General features: G+C 44.7%; 13 protein-coding genes. 6 read left to right on the top strand and 7 right to left on the bottom strand.

Annotation, left to right across the window (positions count from 1 at the left end; translation table 11 throughout):
- Positions 1-7: 7 nt before the first annotated feature.
- From cydB to aspS, 7 genes are all read right to left on the bottom strand, one after another.
- Positions 8-1,144: a cytochrome d ubiquinol oxidase subunit II gene (gene cydB / locus CWO27_RS02025; RefSeq protein WP_048659654.1), complete on the bottom strand. Its 1,137-nt coding sequence runs from the start codon at positions 1,142-1,144 to the stop codon at positions 8-10.
- Positions 1,145-1,157: 13 nt separating this feature from the next.
- Complete coding sequence (gene cydA, locus CWO27_RS02030) at positions 1,158-2,744, bottom strand: cytochrome ubiquinol oxidase subunit I (RefSeq protein ID WP_102432925.1); 1,587 nt, start codon at positions 2,742-2,744, stop codon at positions 1,158-1,160.
- A 552-nt stretch (positions 2,745-3,296) separates the two neighbouring features.
- Positions 3,297-4,313, bottom strand: coding sequence for a Holliday junction branch migration DNA helicase RuvB (gene ruvB / locus CWO27_RS02035; RefSeq protein ID WP_017062078.1), 1,017 nt, complete (start codon positions 4,311-4,313; stop codon positions 3,297-3,299).
- 103 nt (positions 4,314-4,416) lie between these two features.
- The gene (ruvA, locus tag CWO27_RS02040; protein ID WP_017062079.1) at positions 4,417-5,028 is read right to left on the bottom strand and encodes a Holliday junction branch migration protein RuvA; all 612 of its coding nucleotides are present in this window, start codon (positions 5,026-5,028) and stop codon (positions 4,417-4,419) included.
- Positions 5,029-5,120: 92 nt separating this feature from the next.
- Entirely contained in the window at positions 5,121-6,581 is a 1,461-nt protein-coding gene (locus CWO27_RS02045; RefSeq protein WP_107898497.1) for a methyl-accepting chemotaxis protein, read from the bottom strand.
- Between the two features lie 214 nt (positions 6,582-6,795).
- Positions 6,796-7,317, bottom strand: a complete 522-nt coding sequence (ruvC, locus tag CWO27_RS02050) for a crossover junction endodeoxyribonuclease RuvC (RefSeq protein WP_102432927.1) — start codon at positions 7,315-7,317, stop codon at positions 6,796-6,798.
- 172 nt (positions 7,318-7,489) lie between these two features.
- The gene (gene aspS / locus CWO27_RS02055; RefSeq protein WP_019821025.1) at positions 7,490-9,268 is read right to left on the bottom strand and encodes an aspartate--tRNA ligase; all 1,779 of its coding nucleotides are present in this window, start codon (positions 9,266-9,268) and stop codon (positions 7,490-7,492) included.
- A 280-nt stretch (positions 9,269-9,548) separates the two neighbouring features.
- Between aspS and CWO27_RS02060 the strand changes: the two genes are divergently transcribed.
- From CWO27_RS02060 to CWO27_RS02085, 6 genes are all read left to right on the top strand, one after another.
- Complete coding sequence (locus CWO27_RS02060; protein ID WP_170960839.1) at positions 9,549-10,454, top strand: DUF72 domain-containing protein; 906 nt, start codon at positions 9,549-9,551, stop codon at positions 10,452-10,454.
- A 139-nt stretch (positions 10,455-10,593) separates the two neighbouring features.
- Entirely contained in the window at positions 10,594-11,322 is a 729-nt protein-coding gene (gene cmoA, locus CWO27_RS02065) for a carboxy-S-adenosyl-L-methionine synthase CmoA (RefSeq protein WP_017062083.1), read from the top strand.
- 107 nt (positions 11,323-11,429) lie between these two features.
- The gene (gene cmoB, locus CWO27_RS02070; protein ID WP_102432928.1) at positions 11,430-12,401 is read left to right on the top strand and encodes a tRNA 5-methoxyuridine(34)/uridine 5-oxyacetic acid(34) synthase CmoB; all 972 of its coding nucleotides are present in this window, start codon (positions 11,430-11,432) and stop codon (positions 12,399-12,401) included.
- Positions 12,402-12,715: 314 nt separating this feature from the next.
- The gene (locus CWO27_RS02075) at positions 12,716-13,456 is read left to right on the top strand and encodes an ATP-dependent zinc protease family protein (protein ID WP_102432929.1); all 741 of its coding nucleotides are present in this window, start codon (positions 12,716-12,718) and stop codon (positions 13,454-13,456) included.
- Positions 13,457-13,473: 17 nt separating this feature from the next.
- Positions 13,474-14,979: an inactive transglutaminase family protein gene (locus CWO27_RS02080; RefSeq protein ID WP_048659662.1), complete on the top strand. Its 1,506-nt coding sequence runs from the start codon at positions 13,474-13,476 to the stop codon at positions 14,977-14,979.
- 3 nt (positions 14,980-14,982) lie between these two features.
- Positions 14,983-15,963, top strand: a complete 981-nt coding sequence (locus CWO27_RS02085) for an alpha-L-glutamate ligase-like protein (RefSeq protein WP_102432930.1) — start codon at positions 14,983-14,985, stop codon at positions 15,961-15,963.
- Positions 15,964-16,017: the final 54 nt, after the last annotated feature.

Here is a 16,017-nt window from a genome sequence, read left to right on the forward strand (position 1 = left end):
TTCTAGCTTAGTAAGCTGAAACGTCGTTATCTTCGATGTGTTTCTTATCTAGACGACCGAACATTTTGTAATATGTCCAAGTTGTGTAGCCAAGAATCACCGGAACCATTACCGCCGCAACAGCAGTCATAAGGCCAAGCGTAAGCTCACTCGCTGTTGAATCCCACATAGTCAAACTATGGCTAGGATTCAGGCTTGATGGCATTACGAATGGGAACATTGCAAAACCAGCCGTTAAAATAACACCTGCGTTCGATAGACTTGAGAACAAGAATGCGAAACCACCACGCTCAAAGCGAGATGCAATCACAGCAAGCAGTGGCATCGCTACCCCAAGGATCGGTGCAGCCCACATTGCTGGATACGTTTCGAAGTTTGTCATCCAAGCACCCACTTGAAGTGATACTTCTTTGTTTAGAGGGTTTGAATCAGCAAACGTATCGATAGTGCTTGTAATAACATAGCCTTCGATAGATTGAACCCAGAAACCACCAATAACGAACAGAGCAATAGCAATTAGGCCAGTGATCTGAGCAACGTTACGAGCACGAGCGTGCAGCTCTTCTGTAGTCTTCATTTGAAGCCATGTTGCACCTTGCATCACGAACAACATCAGAGCTAATACACCACAAAGCAATGCAAACGGGTTTAGCAGAGCGAAGAACGTGCCATGGTACTTAGACATCATAAATTCGTTCAGGTCAAATGGAACACCTTGTAATAGGTTACCAAATGCTACACCGAAGATGATTGGTGGAACTGTACCACTAAAGCAAAGTGCGTAGTCCCAAGTTTTGCGCCATTTTGGATCTTCGATCTTAGAACGGTAATCAAGAGCAAGTGGTCGTAACCAAAGCGCTGCTAACGTCGCATACATTGCGAAGTAGAAGCCAGAAAACGATGTTGCGTAAACCAGTGGCCACGCAGCAAACAATGCGCCACCCGCAGTGATAAGCCAAACTTGGTTACCATCCCAGTGAGGGGCAATCGTGTTTAGCATAATACGGCGTTCAGTGTCGCTCTTACCGATAACCGGTGAAAGAGCAGCAACACCCATATCGAAGCCATCAGTTACGGCGAAACCAACCAGTAGAACACCGATCAATACCCACCAAATAAGTCGTAAGCTTTCGTAATCAAACATAATATTCCCTCACTTATACTTCGACTGAACGGCTAACTTTGTCTTCAACAGAGTTATCGTTTTGTTCAAAGTGGTAACGGCCTGTCTTTAAGCTACTTGGACCTTTACGTGCGAATTTCAGCATTAGGTAAACTTCAGCAATCAAGAACACTGTGTACAGTGCCAGAATAGCGAATAGAGAAGTCCAAAGCTGTTCAATAGTTAGTGCTGATGCTGCAACGTTAACCGGTAGGATTTCACCAACCGCCCATGGTTGACGACCAAACTCAGCAACGAACCAACCCGCTTCGATCGCAATCCAAGGAAGTGGGATTGAGAACAGCGCCGCTTTAAGTACCCATGGTTTCTGTTCGATCTTTTGACGACACGTTTGAACAAACGCTGCGCCGAATACAAACAACATGATGAAGCCACAAGCAACCATCAGACGGAATGACCAGAATAGAGGCCAAACTGTTGGGATAGAATCATCCGCAGCCATTTGGATTTGCTCTTCTGTTGCATCAACAACGTCGTCTGTGTAGCGCTTAAGAAGTAGACCGTAACCTAGGTCACCTTTCACTTCGTCGAATGCCACCATGTTTTCTTCAGACTTATCGCCTGAACGTAGCTTTTCAAGCAGCTCGTATGCGTACATACCCGTGCGGATACGATCAACGTGGTCATCACGCAGGTCACGCAGGCCTGTTACTTCTTTATCAAGAGAACGTGTTGCGATAATACCCATTACGTAAGGAATCTTAATTGCGTAGTCAGTATCCATTGTTTCTTGGTTTGGAATACCAAAAACAGTGAATGCAGCTGGTGCTTCTTCAGTGTGCCACTCTGCTTCTACAGCAGCGAGTTTCACTTTTTGAACTTCACCAAGCTCGTAACCAGATTCATCACCTAGCACGATTACTGACAGGATCGCCGCCATACCGAAAGATGCTGCAATCGCAAAAGAACGACGAGCAAAGGCAAGGTCACGACCTTTAAGAATGTAGTATGAGCTGATACCAAGGATGAACATTGCACCCGTTGTGTAACCAGACGCTACTGTGTGTACGAATTTAACCTGTGCTACTGGGTTTAGTACAACTTCAGCGAAGCTCACCATTTCCATACGCATCGTTTCAAAGTTAAATTCCGCACCCACTGGGTTTTGCATCCAGCCGTTAGCTACCAAGATCCAAAGCGCAGAGAAGTTAGAACCAAGTGCTACTAACCAAGTTACCGCTAAGTGTTGACGCTTCGACAATCTGTCCCAACCGAAGAAGAAAAGACCAACAAAAGTAGACTCTAGGAAGAATGCAACAAGCGCTTCGATAGCCAGCGGTGCACCAAAGATGTCGCCAACATAGTGAGAATAGTAAGACCAGTTAGTACCGAACTGGAACTCCATGGTTAAGCCTGTCGCTACACCAAGAGCAAAGTTAATACCAAACAATTTACCCCAGAACTTAGTCATGTCCTTGTAAATTTGCTTGCCAGTCATTACATAAACTGACTCCATAATGGCAAGTAGAAATGCCATACCTAGTGTCAGTGGAACAAATAGGAAGTGATACATCGCTGTAAATGCAAATTGCAATCGCGACAGATCAACAACATCAATCATGGTAACTCCTTTGTGTCGGCTGAATGACACTTGTGTGATTATTCACCGCAAAAATCCATGTTAAAACAATTTATGTAATTGTTATTACAAATTGAAATTTGTAGCAAAAACGTACCGTTATAGTTAGATTATTGTTAAGCATGAGCTAATATAGCTGGCGCTAATATTACTGGTAAAATCAGTATGTTTCAAAAGATTTATAGGAGAAGCCTGCGTTGATTTGTATCAATTTTATTCACGCAAATTAGAGGTATTTTTGAACAATCATGATTAAAATCACACCAATTTGAGCTCTGTTAATAACAGCGCATGATATCTGTGACAAAAGCTCAGCACCACTTCAACATACAAATTACAACTACCCATAAAGTACTAACAAAAGTTATGACAACTTATTTCAATTTTTGTTAGCTAAATCAAACCTGAAATCAAAGTTTTCATTTTTGAAACCCGCTATTCAGCCTTTTTATCGATTAGCGCAAAGAGTTGTTATTCAGTAAAATGCAAAAAATCCCAGCGCTTATGCAACTGGGATCTTTAAAAATGAATAATTTAACGATTAGACGGCTTATCTATTCCGAAGTGTAAATAAGCTCTGTCGGTCGCGATTCGACCTCTTGGCGTTCTTTGTAGGTAACCTTGCTGAATCAAGTAAGGCTCTAACACGTCTTCAATGGTGTCTCTTTCTTCACCGATCGCTGCAGCCATATTGTCGATACCCACTGGGCCACCACCAAACTTTTCCATGATCGCAAGCAGAAGCTTTCTATCCATGTAGTCAAAACCTTTAGCATCGACATCCAACATGTTAAGCGCTTTATCGGCAACCTCTGGGCAGATATGACCATCTCCTTTCACTTCCGCATAGTCGCGTACACGGCGCAGTAAACGATTGGCAATACGTGGTGTACCACGAGCACGACGAGCAACTTCTAACGCCCCTTCTGATTCCATAGAAAGACCAAGGCAATCAGCGCTTCGTTGCACGATGTTTTGCAAGTCTTCAACTTTGTAATACTCAAGACGCTGAGTGATACCAAAACGGTCACGTAACGGAGACGTAAGCGAGCCAGCACGAGTCGTTGCGCCTATCAACGTAAAAGGTGGAAGATCGATCTTGATAGAGCGTGCCGCAGGGCCTTCACCAATCATGATATCTAATTGGTAATCTTCCATTGCTGGATACAACACCTCTTCAACCACAGGGCTAAGGCGGTGGATCTCATCAATGAATAGGACATCATTTTCTTCAAGGTTAGTCAGCAGCGCCGCTAGGTCGCCGGCTTTTTCCAGTACAGGGCCTGAAGTGGTGCGAATGTTTACATCCATTTCATTAGCAACAATGTTCGCCAACGTGGTTTTCCCCAAGCCTGGAGGACCAAATATCAACAAATGATCGAGGGCCTCATTACGCAATTGCGCCGCTTTGATGAAAATTTCCATTTGGCCACGAACATGATCCTGACCTTGATAGTCAGCAAGTGCTTTAGGGCGTATTGCACGATCAATGACATCTTCATCTTTGAATACTGGGTTGTCCGGTGCAATAAGGCGATCGGCTTCAATCATAAATTCTGCTATTCCTAACTATGCGCTTGTTGACTCTGCGCTTCTTGACTCTGTGTAAAGGCAAAGTGAATGAGCCTGTTTTGTAGAACAAGTATATGAGGTATTAAACCATCGATTTCAGTGCTTCGCGAATTAACTGCTCGCTGGTCATGCCATCTTTAGCCACTTGAGAAACCACCTTAGAAGCTTGAGTCGGCTTGTAACCTAATGCAAGTAACGCACTTACCGCTTCTTCTTCAGCGTCGTGAACGGTTGGCATAGAATCAATTGGTGCTGCATCCGTCGCTGGAGTAAATAGGTCACCCGCGCCCCACCCTTTCAGGCGGTCTTTCATTTCAACAACCAGACGTTCTGCGGTTTTCTTACCGACACCCGGCAGTTTCACTAGCGTAGAAATATCTTCACGTTCAACACTCTGAACAAACTGACTCGCCGTCATACCTGAAAGAATACCAAGACCAAGTTTAGGACCAACACCATTTGCTTTGATAACTTCACGGAACAGCGCACGCTCTTTAACTGTATTGAAGCCGTAAAGCAGTTGTGCATCTTCACGAACAACAAAGTGAGTGTAGATAATTGCCTCTTCGCCCACATTTGGTAATTCATAAAAACAGCTCATTGGCATTTGAACTTCATAGCCAACGCCACTCACTTCGATTAGTAATTCTGGTGGCTGTTTTTCTATTAATGTACCGCGTAGACGTCCGATCACAATTCACTCTCTTGATGGAATATAATTTGAGGGACAGAATATAAAAGAACTGGATGCTTATCCAGTTCTTTGTGTTTATTCGGGTGATTTATTTACGCTTGTTTGGCTTGTGAAACCACGTTATTTAAGCTTTCGACCAGCTCTTTGACAGAGGTAACATGCCCTGTGAGTTCAGAACCATAATTGGCGACTAAGCCGGACACGGATTTGGTTTCCGCAACGCTCTGTGCCACTTCTGAACTCGCGAGATCGAGCTCTTTCAAAGAACTCATCTGCATCGCCATAATGTTGGTGAGCTGATTGACGTCAGTCGAGATAGTTTGAACTTCTGAGATGATGCCGTTCATCTCATTCGCCGTGGTTTCAATTATCGCTCGACCATGTTCCACTTCGTCTTTACTACGGTCCAACAAGGTTCGAATTTCTATCGCGGAATGACTGCTTTTCGCCGATAACTCTCTTACTTGGTCGGCGACTACTGCAAAGCCTCTTCCCTGCTCACCTGCGCGAGCCGCTTCTATTGCCGCGTTTAATGCCAACAAATTAGTTTGTTCCGCTACTGAAGTAATCAAGTCAGCGACTTTCATGATCTCTTGATTACTTTGAATGATCTGAGTGATAGCACTGGTTGAGGCTTCTAATGACTCAGAGCTCTTTTGCGCTTTCTCTCCGACCGCTTCACTACGCTCTTTCAACTCACCCACAAATGAGTTTGATTCTTCGATACCTTGAGTCATTTGGTGCAATTGTTGGCTCATCTGTTCTGCCGCACTGGCCTGAGATTCGCAATTGATATTCAGCACCTCAACTTGCGAATGTAAATCTCGCGACTGTTGGTCTAGATGCACAGATACGCCCTGTAAGCTTTCCGAATTCGAATTAGCTTGGTCAAGCACCACCGAGAGTCGCCCTTCACTCTGTGTCGCTTGATTAGCAATCTGTTGGCTTTCTGAAATCGCTTCTTCCGCCATTTCGATTGCAACCTCTTTTTGCTTCGCAGTAAACGCTTGAGCAATACAAATCACCACCAGCGGCATGATCACACCAGACCAGGTTTCAACCACCACCGCTTCCGGAGTAAGTACTAACTGCGGAAATTCAAATCCATTAAGGTGAGCTGACGTCATCATCAATGAAACGCCAATCACTAACCCACTCCATACCAAGGCGACAATACGTGTTCCTGACAAGAAAAAAGCGACCACTAACAAAGGAACCCAATACGCCTGCGTCGATGCCACCACACCACCGCTTTGGTAGATGATATTCAGCGCATGTACTGCCATACCAACAAAGCCAAAATTGAGTGCAAGGCTCGGTTTACTGGTAACACGCAACAGCAGTGCGGAGATCAGTTCAAACGCGATAAGGAATACAGATGTAGCGATCAGAAGTTGCTCTTCGTGCTTGGTCCATTTGATTAAGCTGTAGACACCAACAAAGAAGGCGATAAAAGTGAAGAGTAATAAGATATCGGCTTGTCTGACTTCGTTGTTACTCCACCCATTACTTTTAGGTAGAAACAGCGCACGCCACAGCTTGATTGGGTTCATCAGTGATCATCCTTGATTAACTTGTTAGACCTCCGACCAATGTTAATAACATGTTAAATGATACGCAATGTTATTATCTGGGTTCTGTTCGAAAGATCTCATTTCATCAAGGATTTAGCGGCGTAGTATTTTGATATGAGCCAAACAGGGTGTAAGGCTCATCAATAGAATAGGTCTAAAGGCTGTATGTTAGGAGCTAACAAGAGAGCGAGGTTTAACGGTAGCGCCCTTTTCTCGCGCCTGTCGCCTTACCAGCCAGTGCTATCAATGTTTTGTTGGTGTTAGCGTGAGTGATCGCTACGCCTAGAGCATCGGCTGCATCGGCCTGTGGCTTAGCAGGTAGCTTAAGCATACTCATCACCATGTTCTGAACCATAGACTTATCTGCACCACCATTACCTGTCACGGCTTGCTTAATTAAACGAGCCGCGTATTCGTGAACAGGCAAATCCGCATTTACAGCCGCTACGATCGCACTGCCACGAGCTTGTCCAAGCTTAAGTGCAGAATCCGCATTCTTCGCCATGAAGACTTGCTCAATAGCAAACACATCCGGCTGAAACTGAGTGATGATTTCGCTCACACCTGCATAGATCTGCTTAAGTCGACCCGGTAACTCTATTTCTGAGGTGCGAATACAACCACTCCCTAAGTAATATAGATGGCGGCCATTTTGACGAATAACACCGTAACCGGTAATGCGTGAGCCAGGGTCAATCCCTAAGATAATAGACATAACTTCAAATACTGATTATTTATACATGCTTTATGAGCTTAGTATATCGAACGCAAAAAAAAATGCCCGTCAAATTAACGGGCATTTTCTAATTTACTGGCAAGTCTTGGCTAATTAATTAAGAGCTCTCTACCAACTAGGATCTCTTCATCAACAAGAAAAGATAACAGGCTTACGCTTGCTCTTTTTTCTCTGCCAATTTAACTGCGATTGCTAGCTCTTCCAGTGATGCTGGGTTCGCTAGGCTTGGCGCGTCTGTTAGTAGACATGCTGCAGCTGTCGTTTTCGGGAATGCGATAACGTCACGGATGTTCTCAGTACCACAAAGTAGCATTGCTAGACGGTCAAGACCGAATGCTAGACCAGCGTGTGGTGGCGTGCCGTACTTAAGCGCTTCAAGTAGGAAGCCGAACTTCTCTTGTTGCTCTTGTTCTTCGATACCTAGGATACCGAATACCGCTGTTTGCATTTCTGCGTTATGAATACGTACAGAACCGCCGCCTACTTCGTAGCCGTTGATTACCATGTCGTATGCATCAGAGTTTGCTGCTGCTGGGTTTGCTTTAAGCTCTTCCGCGTTCACACCTAGTGGCGATGTGAATGGGTGGTGCATTGCGTGTAGGTTACCTTCGCCGTCTTCTTCGAACATTGGGAAGTCAACAACCCACAGTGGAGCCCAAGCAGATGTGTCTGTTAGCTCTAGATCAGTACCTAGTTTAAGACGAAGTGCACCCATTGCTTCAGCAACGATGCCCGCTTTGTCTGCGCCGAACAGAATGATATCGCCAGATTCAGCTTGAGTGCGATCTAGAATACCGTTGATTACGTCTTCGCTTAGGAATTTAGCAACTGGAGATTGAATACCTTCCATGCCTGCAGCACGGTCGTTCACCTTCATCCATGCTAGGCCTTTCGCGCCGTAGATGTTTACGTGTTCAGCGTAACCGTCGATTTGCTTACGAGTTAGCTTAGCACCACCTGGAACACGGATAACCGCTACACGACCTTTTTCGTCGTTAGCCGGGCCAGAGAATACTTTGAACTCAACGTCTTTAACTAAATCAGCAACGTCAACTAGCTCTAGTGGGTTACGTAGATCTGGCTTATCAGAACCGAAACGGCGAATCGCTTCAGAGAAAGGCATTACTGGGAATTGGCCTAGTTCAACATCTAGAAGTTCTTTCCACATATCGTGAACAAGCTTCTCAGTCACGTTACGTACTTCTTGAGAAGTCATGAAAGATGTTTCGATATCGATCTGAGTAAATTCAGGCTGACGGTCAGCACGTAAATCTTCATCACGGAAACATTTAACGATTTGGTAGTAACGGTCAAAACCAGACATCATCAGCAGTTGCTTGAACAACTGAGGAGATTGAGGAAGTGCGTAGAAGCTGCCTTTGTGAACACGGCTTGGTACTAGGTAGTCACGAGCACCTTCTGGTGTCGCTTTCGTTAGTACTGGCGTTTCGATGTCTAGGAATAGGTTCTCATCAAGGAAACGACGAACGAAGCTAGAAGCACGTGCACGAAGCTTGATACGGTCGCTCATTTCTGGACGACGAAGATCGATGTAACGGTACTTAAGACGCTGTTCTTCAGAGTTCGTTTGGTTGAAGTCTAGTGGAAGCGCTTCTGAACGGTTGATGATCTCTAGACCAGTCGCGTAAAGCTCTACTTCACCAGTAGCCATGTCTTTATTTACTTGGCTATCAGGACGAACACGTACTTCACCAGTAAATTTGATACAGAATTCATTACGCAGTTGGTTAGCGATCGGGAAGATATCTTTCATATCTGGATCGACAACAACCTGAACGATGCCTTCACGATCACGCATATCAATAAAGATAAGACCGCCTAAATCACGGCGACGGTTTACCCAGCCGCACAATTCTACAGTTTGTCCCGCCAGGGACTTGTTCAGGTTACCACAGTAATGGGTACGCATAATGAATTTCCCAATCTCTTAATAATTTACTAATTTCCAGGCTGTCAGTGGTCATTCCACACAACAGAGCAAAGGAACATTTATACGCGGAAACTCGCTTAAAATCGACCTTCCACATTCGAATTTATTGTGTTTTATCTGGCTTTGCTGCTTTTTAGCCCATCAAGTGCGCAAAGATTCATCAAAACCGAAAAAATTGCGATAATTATATCTCGAAAGTACCTTAATCAGCAAAACTCTCGTACAGTAGATTTTCATTTCGATTAAAAGCAGTAATGTGATGACCAATGGTGCAAAAACGATGGACACTTTACCTCTAAGACTTGGATTAACCATGTGGTCTCATTCTGAGTGGCAAAGTCAGTTCTACGGAAAAGGAACAAAGCCTGCTGAACGCTTAGAGAAGTACGCGCAAGTTTTTCATACCGTTGAGGGCAACACGACCTTTTACGCGACGCCAAGTATGTCGACAGTTCATAACTGGAAAGCCGCCAGTCATGATGATTTCAAGTTCACTTTCAAGCTACCTAAATTCATCACCCACCAGCAACAACTCAGGCACTGCCAAGCAGAACTCAAAGAGTTCTTAATGACTATGTCGCCACTGCATGATCGCATTGGTCAATGGACGATTCAGCTACCACACAGTTTTGAACCCAGCATGCTGCCTGCCCTACAAAAGTTTTGTACCTTGTTCCCAAAAGATATGCAGCTTGGCGTCGAAGTTCGCCACTTGGGGTTCTTTGATAAAGGCGATGCGGAAAAGCGCTTCAATCAATGGCTGGTAGAGGAAGGCATCAATCGCATCATTATGGACAGCCGCCCCGTTTTTTCTGCGCCACCAACCACAGAAGCGGTGATCGATGCACACCAGAAAAAACCCCGTGTTCCTGTTCATGCCATTGCGACCGCCAATAACCCAATGATTCGATTTATTGGTCACCCAGACCAAGAACCTAATATTGAGTTTTTTAAGCCTTGGTTTGCCAAAATCCCAAACTGGCTTAATGAAGGCAAGCAGCCCTATTTAATGATCCACACACCAGACAATAATCACGCACCCGAACTTGCAATCGCAATTTATAAACAACTACAAAAGCAAGTGTCTGAAAGTACATCATTATTATTACCTGATCTGGCTCAGTTTCCGGCTCAGAAAGGCAATAATCAAATCTCGATGTTTTAACCCATCACCTATCAGCAACTTCGAACCTTGAGCTAAATCTCAGTTTTCGTGACAGTGGCGCTTTTTTTACGTAAAATACGTCCCCTTTTATTTGGTATGAATTTTGTGCCAATTACGCTGACTGTCGAGAGAAAATGCCATGAGCAACACAGACAATATCTTTTCCGCTCCTATTGATAAAATTGGAGACTTCACCTTTGATGCAAGGGTTGCTGAAGTATTTCCGGATATGATTCAACGCTCGGTGCCTGGCTATAGCAATATCATCTCTGCAATCGGCATGCTGGCTGAGCGCTTTGTAAAGCCACATTCAAATATTTACGACCTTGGCTGCTCGCTTGGTGCGGCGACACTTTCTATGCGTCGTCACATTCAGCAAGAAGGCTGCACGATTTTCGCTATCGATAACTCAGAAGCCATGGTTGAGCGCTGTAAATTGCACGTTAATGCTTACCGTAGTGACACACCAGTAGAGGTGATTGAAGCCGATATTCGTGAAGTGGAGATCAAAGACGCTTCGGTTGTGGTACTTAACTTCACGCTGCAATTCCTGTCGCCAGACGATCGATACGCTCTACTTGAAAAAATTCATGCAGGCCTGCGCCCTGGCGGGATCTTAATCCTGTCAGAAAAATACGTATTCGAAGACGAAAGCTCAAACGAACTGCTTATCGACCTGCACCACGATTTCAAGCGTGCTAACGGATACAGCGAACTGGAAGTCAGCCAGAAACGCAGCGCAATTGAAAACGTAATGCGCCCAGACTCGATCCCTGTTCACAGAGAACGATTTGATAAGATTGGCTTCTCAAGCAGCGAAGTTTGGTTCCAATGTTTCAACTTTGGTTCAATGTTCGCGATTAAGTAGCCTACAAACCTGGTCAGCTCGTATTAGAACGTCATCCTCACTGTAGGAAATGACAAATTTAATTTTTATTTTAGGGTTTATTGCCCCTATTAACTCAGTGAAAAACTATGTTTAATTTTGCCAATTTTTATCAACTTATTGCCCAAGACACTCGCCTTCAGCCGTGGCTCAATGTTCTGCCACAGCAACTGACAGATTGGCAAAATGCAGAGCACGGTGACTTCGACCGTTGGTTACGTGCACTAAACAAGATTCCACAAGGTGTACCAGACCAAGTTGACCTGAAGAACTCAGTGACGATTGGCAGCTCAACACCATTTCACACAGGTGAGCTTAAAAAGCTAGAAAGCCTATTAAAGACGTTCCACCCATGGAGAAAAGGCCCTTACACGGTTCACGATATTCATATCGATACTGAGTGGCGTAGTGACTGGAAATGGGATCGTGTGCTTCCACATATCTCCCCATTGAAAAACCGTTCGGTTCTCGATGTAGGTTGTGGTAATGGTTACCACATGTGGCGCATGCTCGGTGAAGGTGCTCGCTTAACGGTTGGTATCGACCCTTCTCATCTATTCTTGGTTCAGTTTGAAGCAATTCGTAAGTTAATGGGCGATGACCAACGTGCTCACCTATTACCTCTAGGTATCGAGCAGCTGCCAAAGCTAGAAGCCTACGACACAGTATTCAGCATGGGTGTGCTTTACCACCGTCGTTCGCCACTTGACCACTTGATTCAGCTAAAAGACCAATTGGTGTCTGGCGGTGAACTGGTTCTTGAAACCTTAGTAATTGAAGGCGATGAAAATGCGGTACTGGTCCCTGTTGACCGTTACGCACAGATGAGAAACGTGTACTTCTTCCCTTCAGCTCGCGCACTAAAACGCTGGCTGGAACAAGTTGGCTTTGAAGACGTACGTATCGTTGATGAAAATGTCACGACAATTGGTGAACAACGCACCACAGAATGGATGACGCACAACTCTCTACCAGATTATCTAGATCCGAACGATCCAGGTAAAACGGTTGAAGGCCACCCAGCGCCAAGACGTGCGATTTTGGTAGCAACAAAGCCATAGAATCTCTGCCCACAAAGCAGTGGCATATTGAGTAAATAAAACACAAGCCTATATAAGACAGCAAAACAATGGCTTGCCATGGTCAAAAAGTCACCGTTGATTTCGCGATGAACTTTTCTTCCTGAGCTCACAAATTGAACAAAAATTGACTTATGTTTAATAAGTGAGCTATTTCAAATAGCAATAATTGGCGTAGCGCTCACATTGCGATTCAATATGACCAGACTCTTACAATAGGATGCTTCACGCATCCTTTTTTGTGGGCTAAACTTCTAAATAGTCTGAACTATTCTCTAATTCTCAAAGGTTTTTTTATGTTTAAGCGATTATCGCCGATTGTGGCGGTTGGTTTGCTCTCTGGTTGTACCCTGACTAACGGTGCCACCTACCACCAAGAAACTCTCGATGCTATTGCCCGCTCAGAGACAAACATCGCAAATAAGGTTCAAAATCTTGAACTGCAACTAAGCAATCAAAGTGATTATATTGAAAGCTTAGAAGACGAAATTACTACCCTTTCTAGCCAATTAGATGTCCATCTAACGAGCATGGAACACAAGGTTATTGAACAGCTAGAGGAAGAAGAACCCGTAGCAGTTGCAGCGGCCCCTATCGCTCCTACATCACAACCGACTATCCTTGGCGGCATTGAAAAAGTGTCTATCGACTCTATTAAGCAAAGCTTTGATGCACGAGTGGATACAGGCGCAACCACCTCTTCTTTAAACGCTGTCGATATCAAAGAATTCGAACGTAACGGCAAGAACTGGGTTAAATTCCACCTAGACGATAAAGCCCAAGCGGAAGAAGACCAGAAATGGATTGAAGCGCCTGTTGTACGTTATGTAAAAATCCGTCAATCAACCAATGATCAGGCAGAACGTCGAGCTGTGATCGAATTATGGGTGAAAGTTGGAAAAATCCATGAAAAAGCGCAATTTACATTGGCGGATCGCTCTCAAATGAGTCACCCTGTACTATTAGGGCGCGAATTTATCAAAGACATAGCGCTAGTAGATGTAAGTAAAAAGTACGTACAAACGGAAGTTAAATAACAATAGTAGGGTAAGCTATGACGTCAAGAATTCCATTTTATATCTCTATATTCCTGCTTATCGTGGCAGGTATAACACTGAGTATGTTCAGACATACGACCTACGGTGTACCTTGGACTCCAGGGGAAACCAGACAGGTTTGGGACGTTGAAGCTCGCATCGAGTTCAACGCAGTAGGCAAAGAAGCAAAAGTTTCCTTAGCGGCTCCTCATACTCAGTCTAACTACACACTTATCGGCGAATCGGCTTCATCGCCAGGTTATGGTATCTCTTACTTGAATACCGAATCAGGTCGCCGCGCAGAGTGGTCTATTCGATACGCAGATGGCCCTCAAACTATCTACTACAAAACACAATTCCTAGTCGACAACCAAGCAAAAGTTGATGCTATACCGCCAGAAGGCGAAGTCGCACAGCCAAGCTTCGACGGCCCTGAAGAAGCCGCTTCTTTTGCATTGATTGATAGAGCGACAAAGCGTTCTGCAGACAACCTCACTTTTACCCGTGAGCTCATCAAAACACTTAACGATCCAGACAGCCAAAACTCAGCGCTTATTCTGAATAACATGACTAAAGTGGAAGCGACACACAAGCTACTTTCAGCAGCGAAAATACACAACAAAGTCGTTGGTGTTATCGAGCTAGAAGACGGCCGTCGTCGTCAGTCGATTCAAAACATGATTCAGATCTGGGATAACGACCAGTGGATTCTGTTCTCTCCGGAATCAAGCGAACAACAAGTTCAACCAAACCTACTCATCTGGGACGAATCAAACGTTTCTCTACTGGATGTTGTTGGCGGTCAGAACAGTAAAGTTCACTTCTCTATGATTGCTCAAGAGGTTTCACCAACGGAAGCAACCAACAGTAAGGTATCTGCAGACCAGCTATTGAACCTATCGATTCACAGCCTACCGCTAGAAGAACAAGCGATGTTTAAAACCATCATGCTGATTCCTATCGGTGCTCTGATTGTTGTGTTCCTCCGTGTCATCATCGGTCTGAAAACATCTGGTACCTTCATGCCAGTACTGATTGCGGTAGCCTTTGTGCAAACACAATTGGTAACGGGTATTGTCGGCTTCCTACTTATCGTAGGTACGGGTCTGATTATTCGAAGTTACTTGTCCAAACTCAACTTGCTACTGGTCGCCAGGATATCCGCCGTAATCATCACGGTAATCATGATTATTTCTGTATTCACTGTGGTCGCGTTTAAAGTGGGTCTGACTGAAGGTCTATCCATTACGTTCTTCCCAATGATTATCCTATCTTGGACTATCGAACGTATGTCTATCCTATGGGAAGAAGAAGGCGCGAAAGAAGTAATGCTGCAAGGTGGTGGTTCTCTATTTACTGCGGTTCTTGTTTACTTAGGCATGACTAACCCGTTCATTCAGCACTTAACGTTTAACTTTATTGGTTTACAACTTGTTATTCTAGCGACCATCTTGCTACTAGGTAACTACACAGGATACCGTCTAACCGAGCTTCGTCGCTTTAAACCGCTAGCGGAGGACTAAGTTATGTTTGATCAGTTTACTTCACCGTTTAGGTTGAAAGACAAAGGCATAATGGGAATGAACAAGCGTAACCATAGTTATATTGGTCGCTACAATGATCGTTCCAAGTATCCACTCGTTGATGACAAGCTTAAGACTAAAATCATTGCTGAACAGGCTGGCGCTACTGTGCCAAAACTGATTGGCGTTATTGGTCATCAAGCTGAAGTAAAAACAATCCACAAGATGGTAAAAGAGTGGCCGGGTTTCGTAATCAAGCCAGCTCAAGGCAGCGGCGGTAAAGGAATCCTTGTTGTGACTTCTCACAAGGACGGCGTTTACACTAAGCCATCGGGTGCTACTATCAATGAAGAAGACGTAGAGCGTCACATAAGTAACGCTCTTGCCGGTCTTTTCTCACTTGGTGGTAAGAACGATGTTGCGGTAGTTGAAAACCTCATCAAGTTTGATGAGTGTTTTGATGGCTTCAGTTACGAAGGTGTGCCAGATGTACGAATCATCGTATTCAAGGGCTACCCTGTGATGGCGATGATGCGTTTATCTACTTCGGCTTCCGACGGTAAGGCTAACTTACACCAAGGCGCTGTAGGTGTAGGTATTTGTATTGCGACGGGTAAAGCCGTTCGTGCGGTTCAATTTGACCACCCAGTAACTCACCACCCAGATACGGGTAAAGAGTTGGCGCTACTTCAGGTACCACACTGGGAAAAACTGCTAACACTAGCTTCAAGCGCTTGGGAAATGACAGGTCTTGGTTACATGGGTACTGACATGGTTCTAGACCAAGAAGAAGGCCCAATGGTACTTGAGCTTAACGCACGTCCAGGTTTGGCTATCCAAATCGCGAACGGCGCAGGTTTATTGCCTCGATTGCACCATATTGAGAACCTTGGTACACCGGCTGAATACCCGAAACCAGCAGAGCGCGTTGCATACGCTGCCAAGCAATTCGGTGTTCACGGTAACGAGATTGTTCCAAACTAAGCGATTTGCTGACTAGGTCACTTGATACCTAATAGAGCTTATAAAAAAGGCCGC

The organism is Vibrio sp. 10N.286.51.C3 (assembly GCF_003050065.1).
In the GTDB taxonomy this organism is placed as follows: Bacteria; Pseudomonadota; Gammaproteobacteria; order Enterobacterales; family Vibrionaceae; genus Vibrio; species Vibrio crassostreae.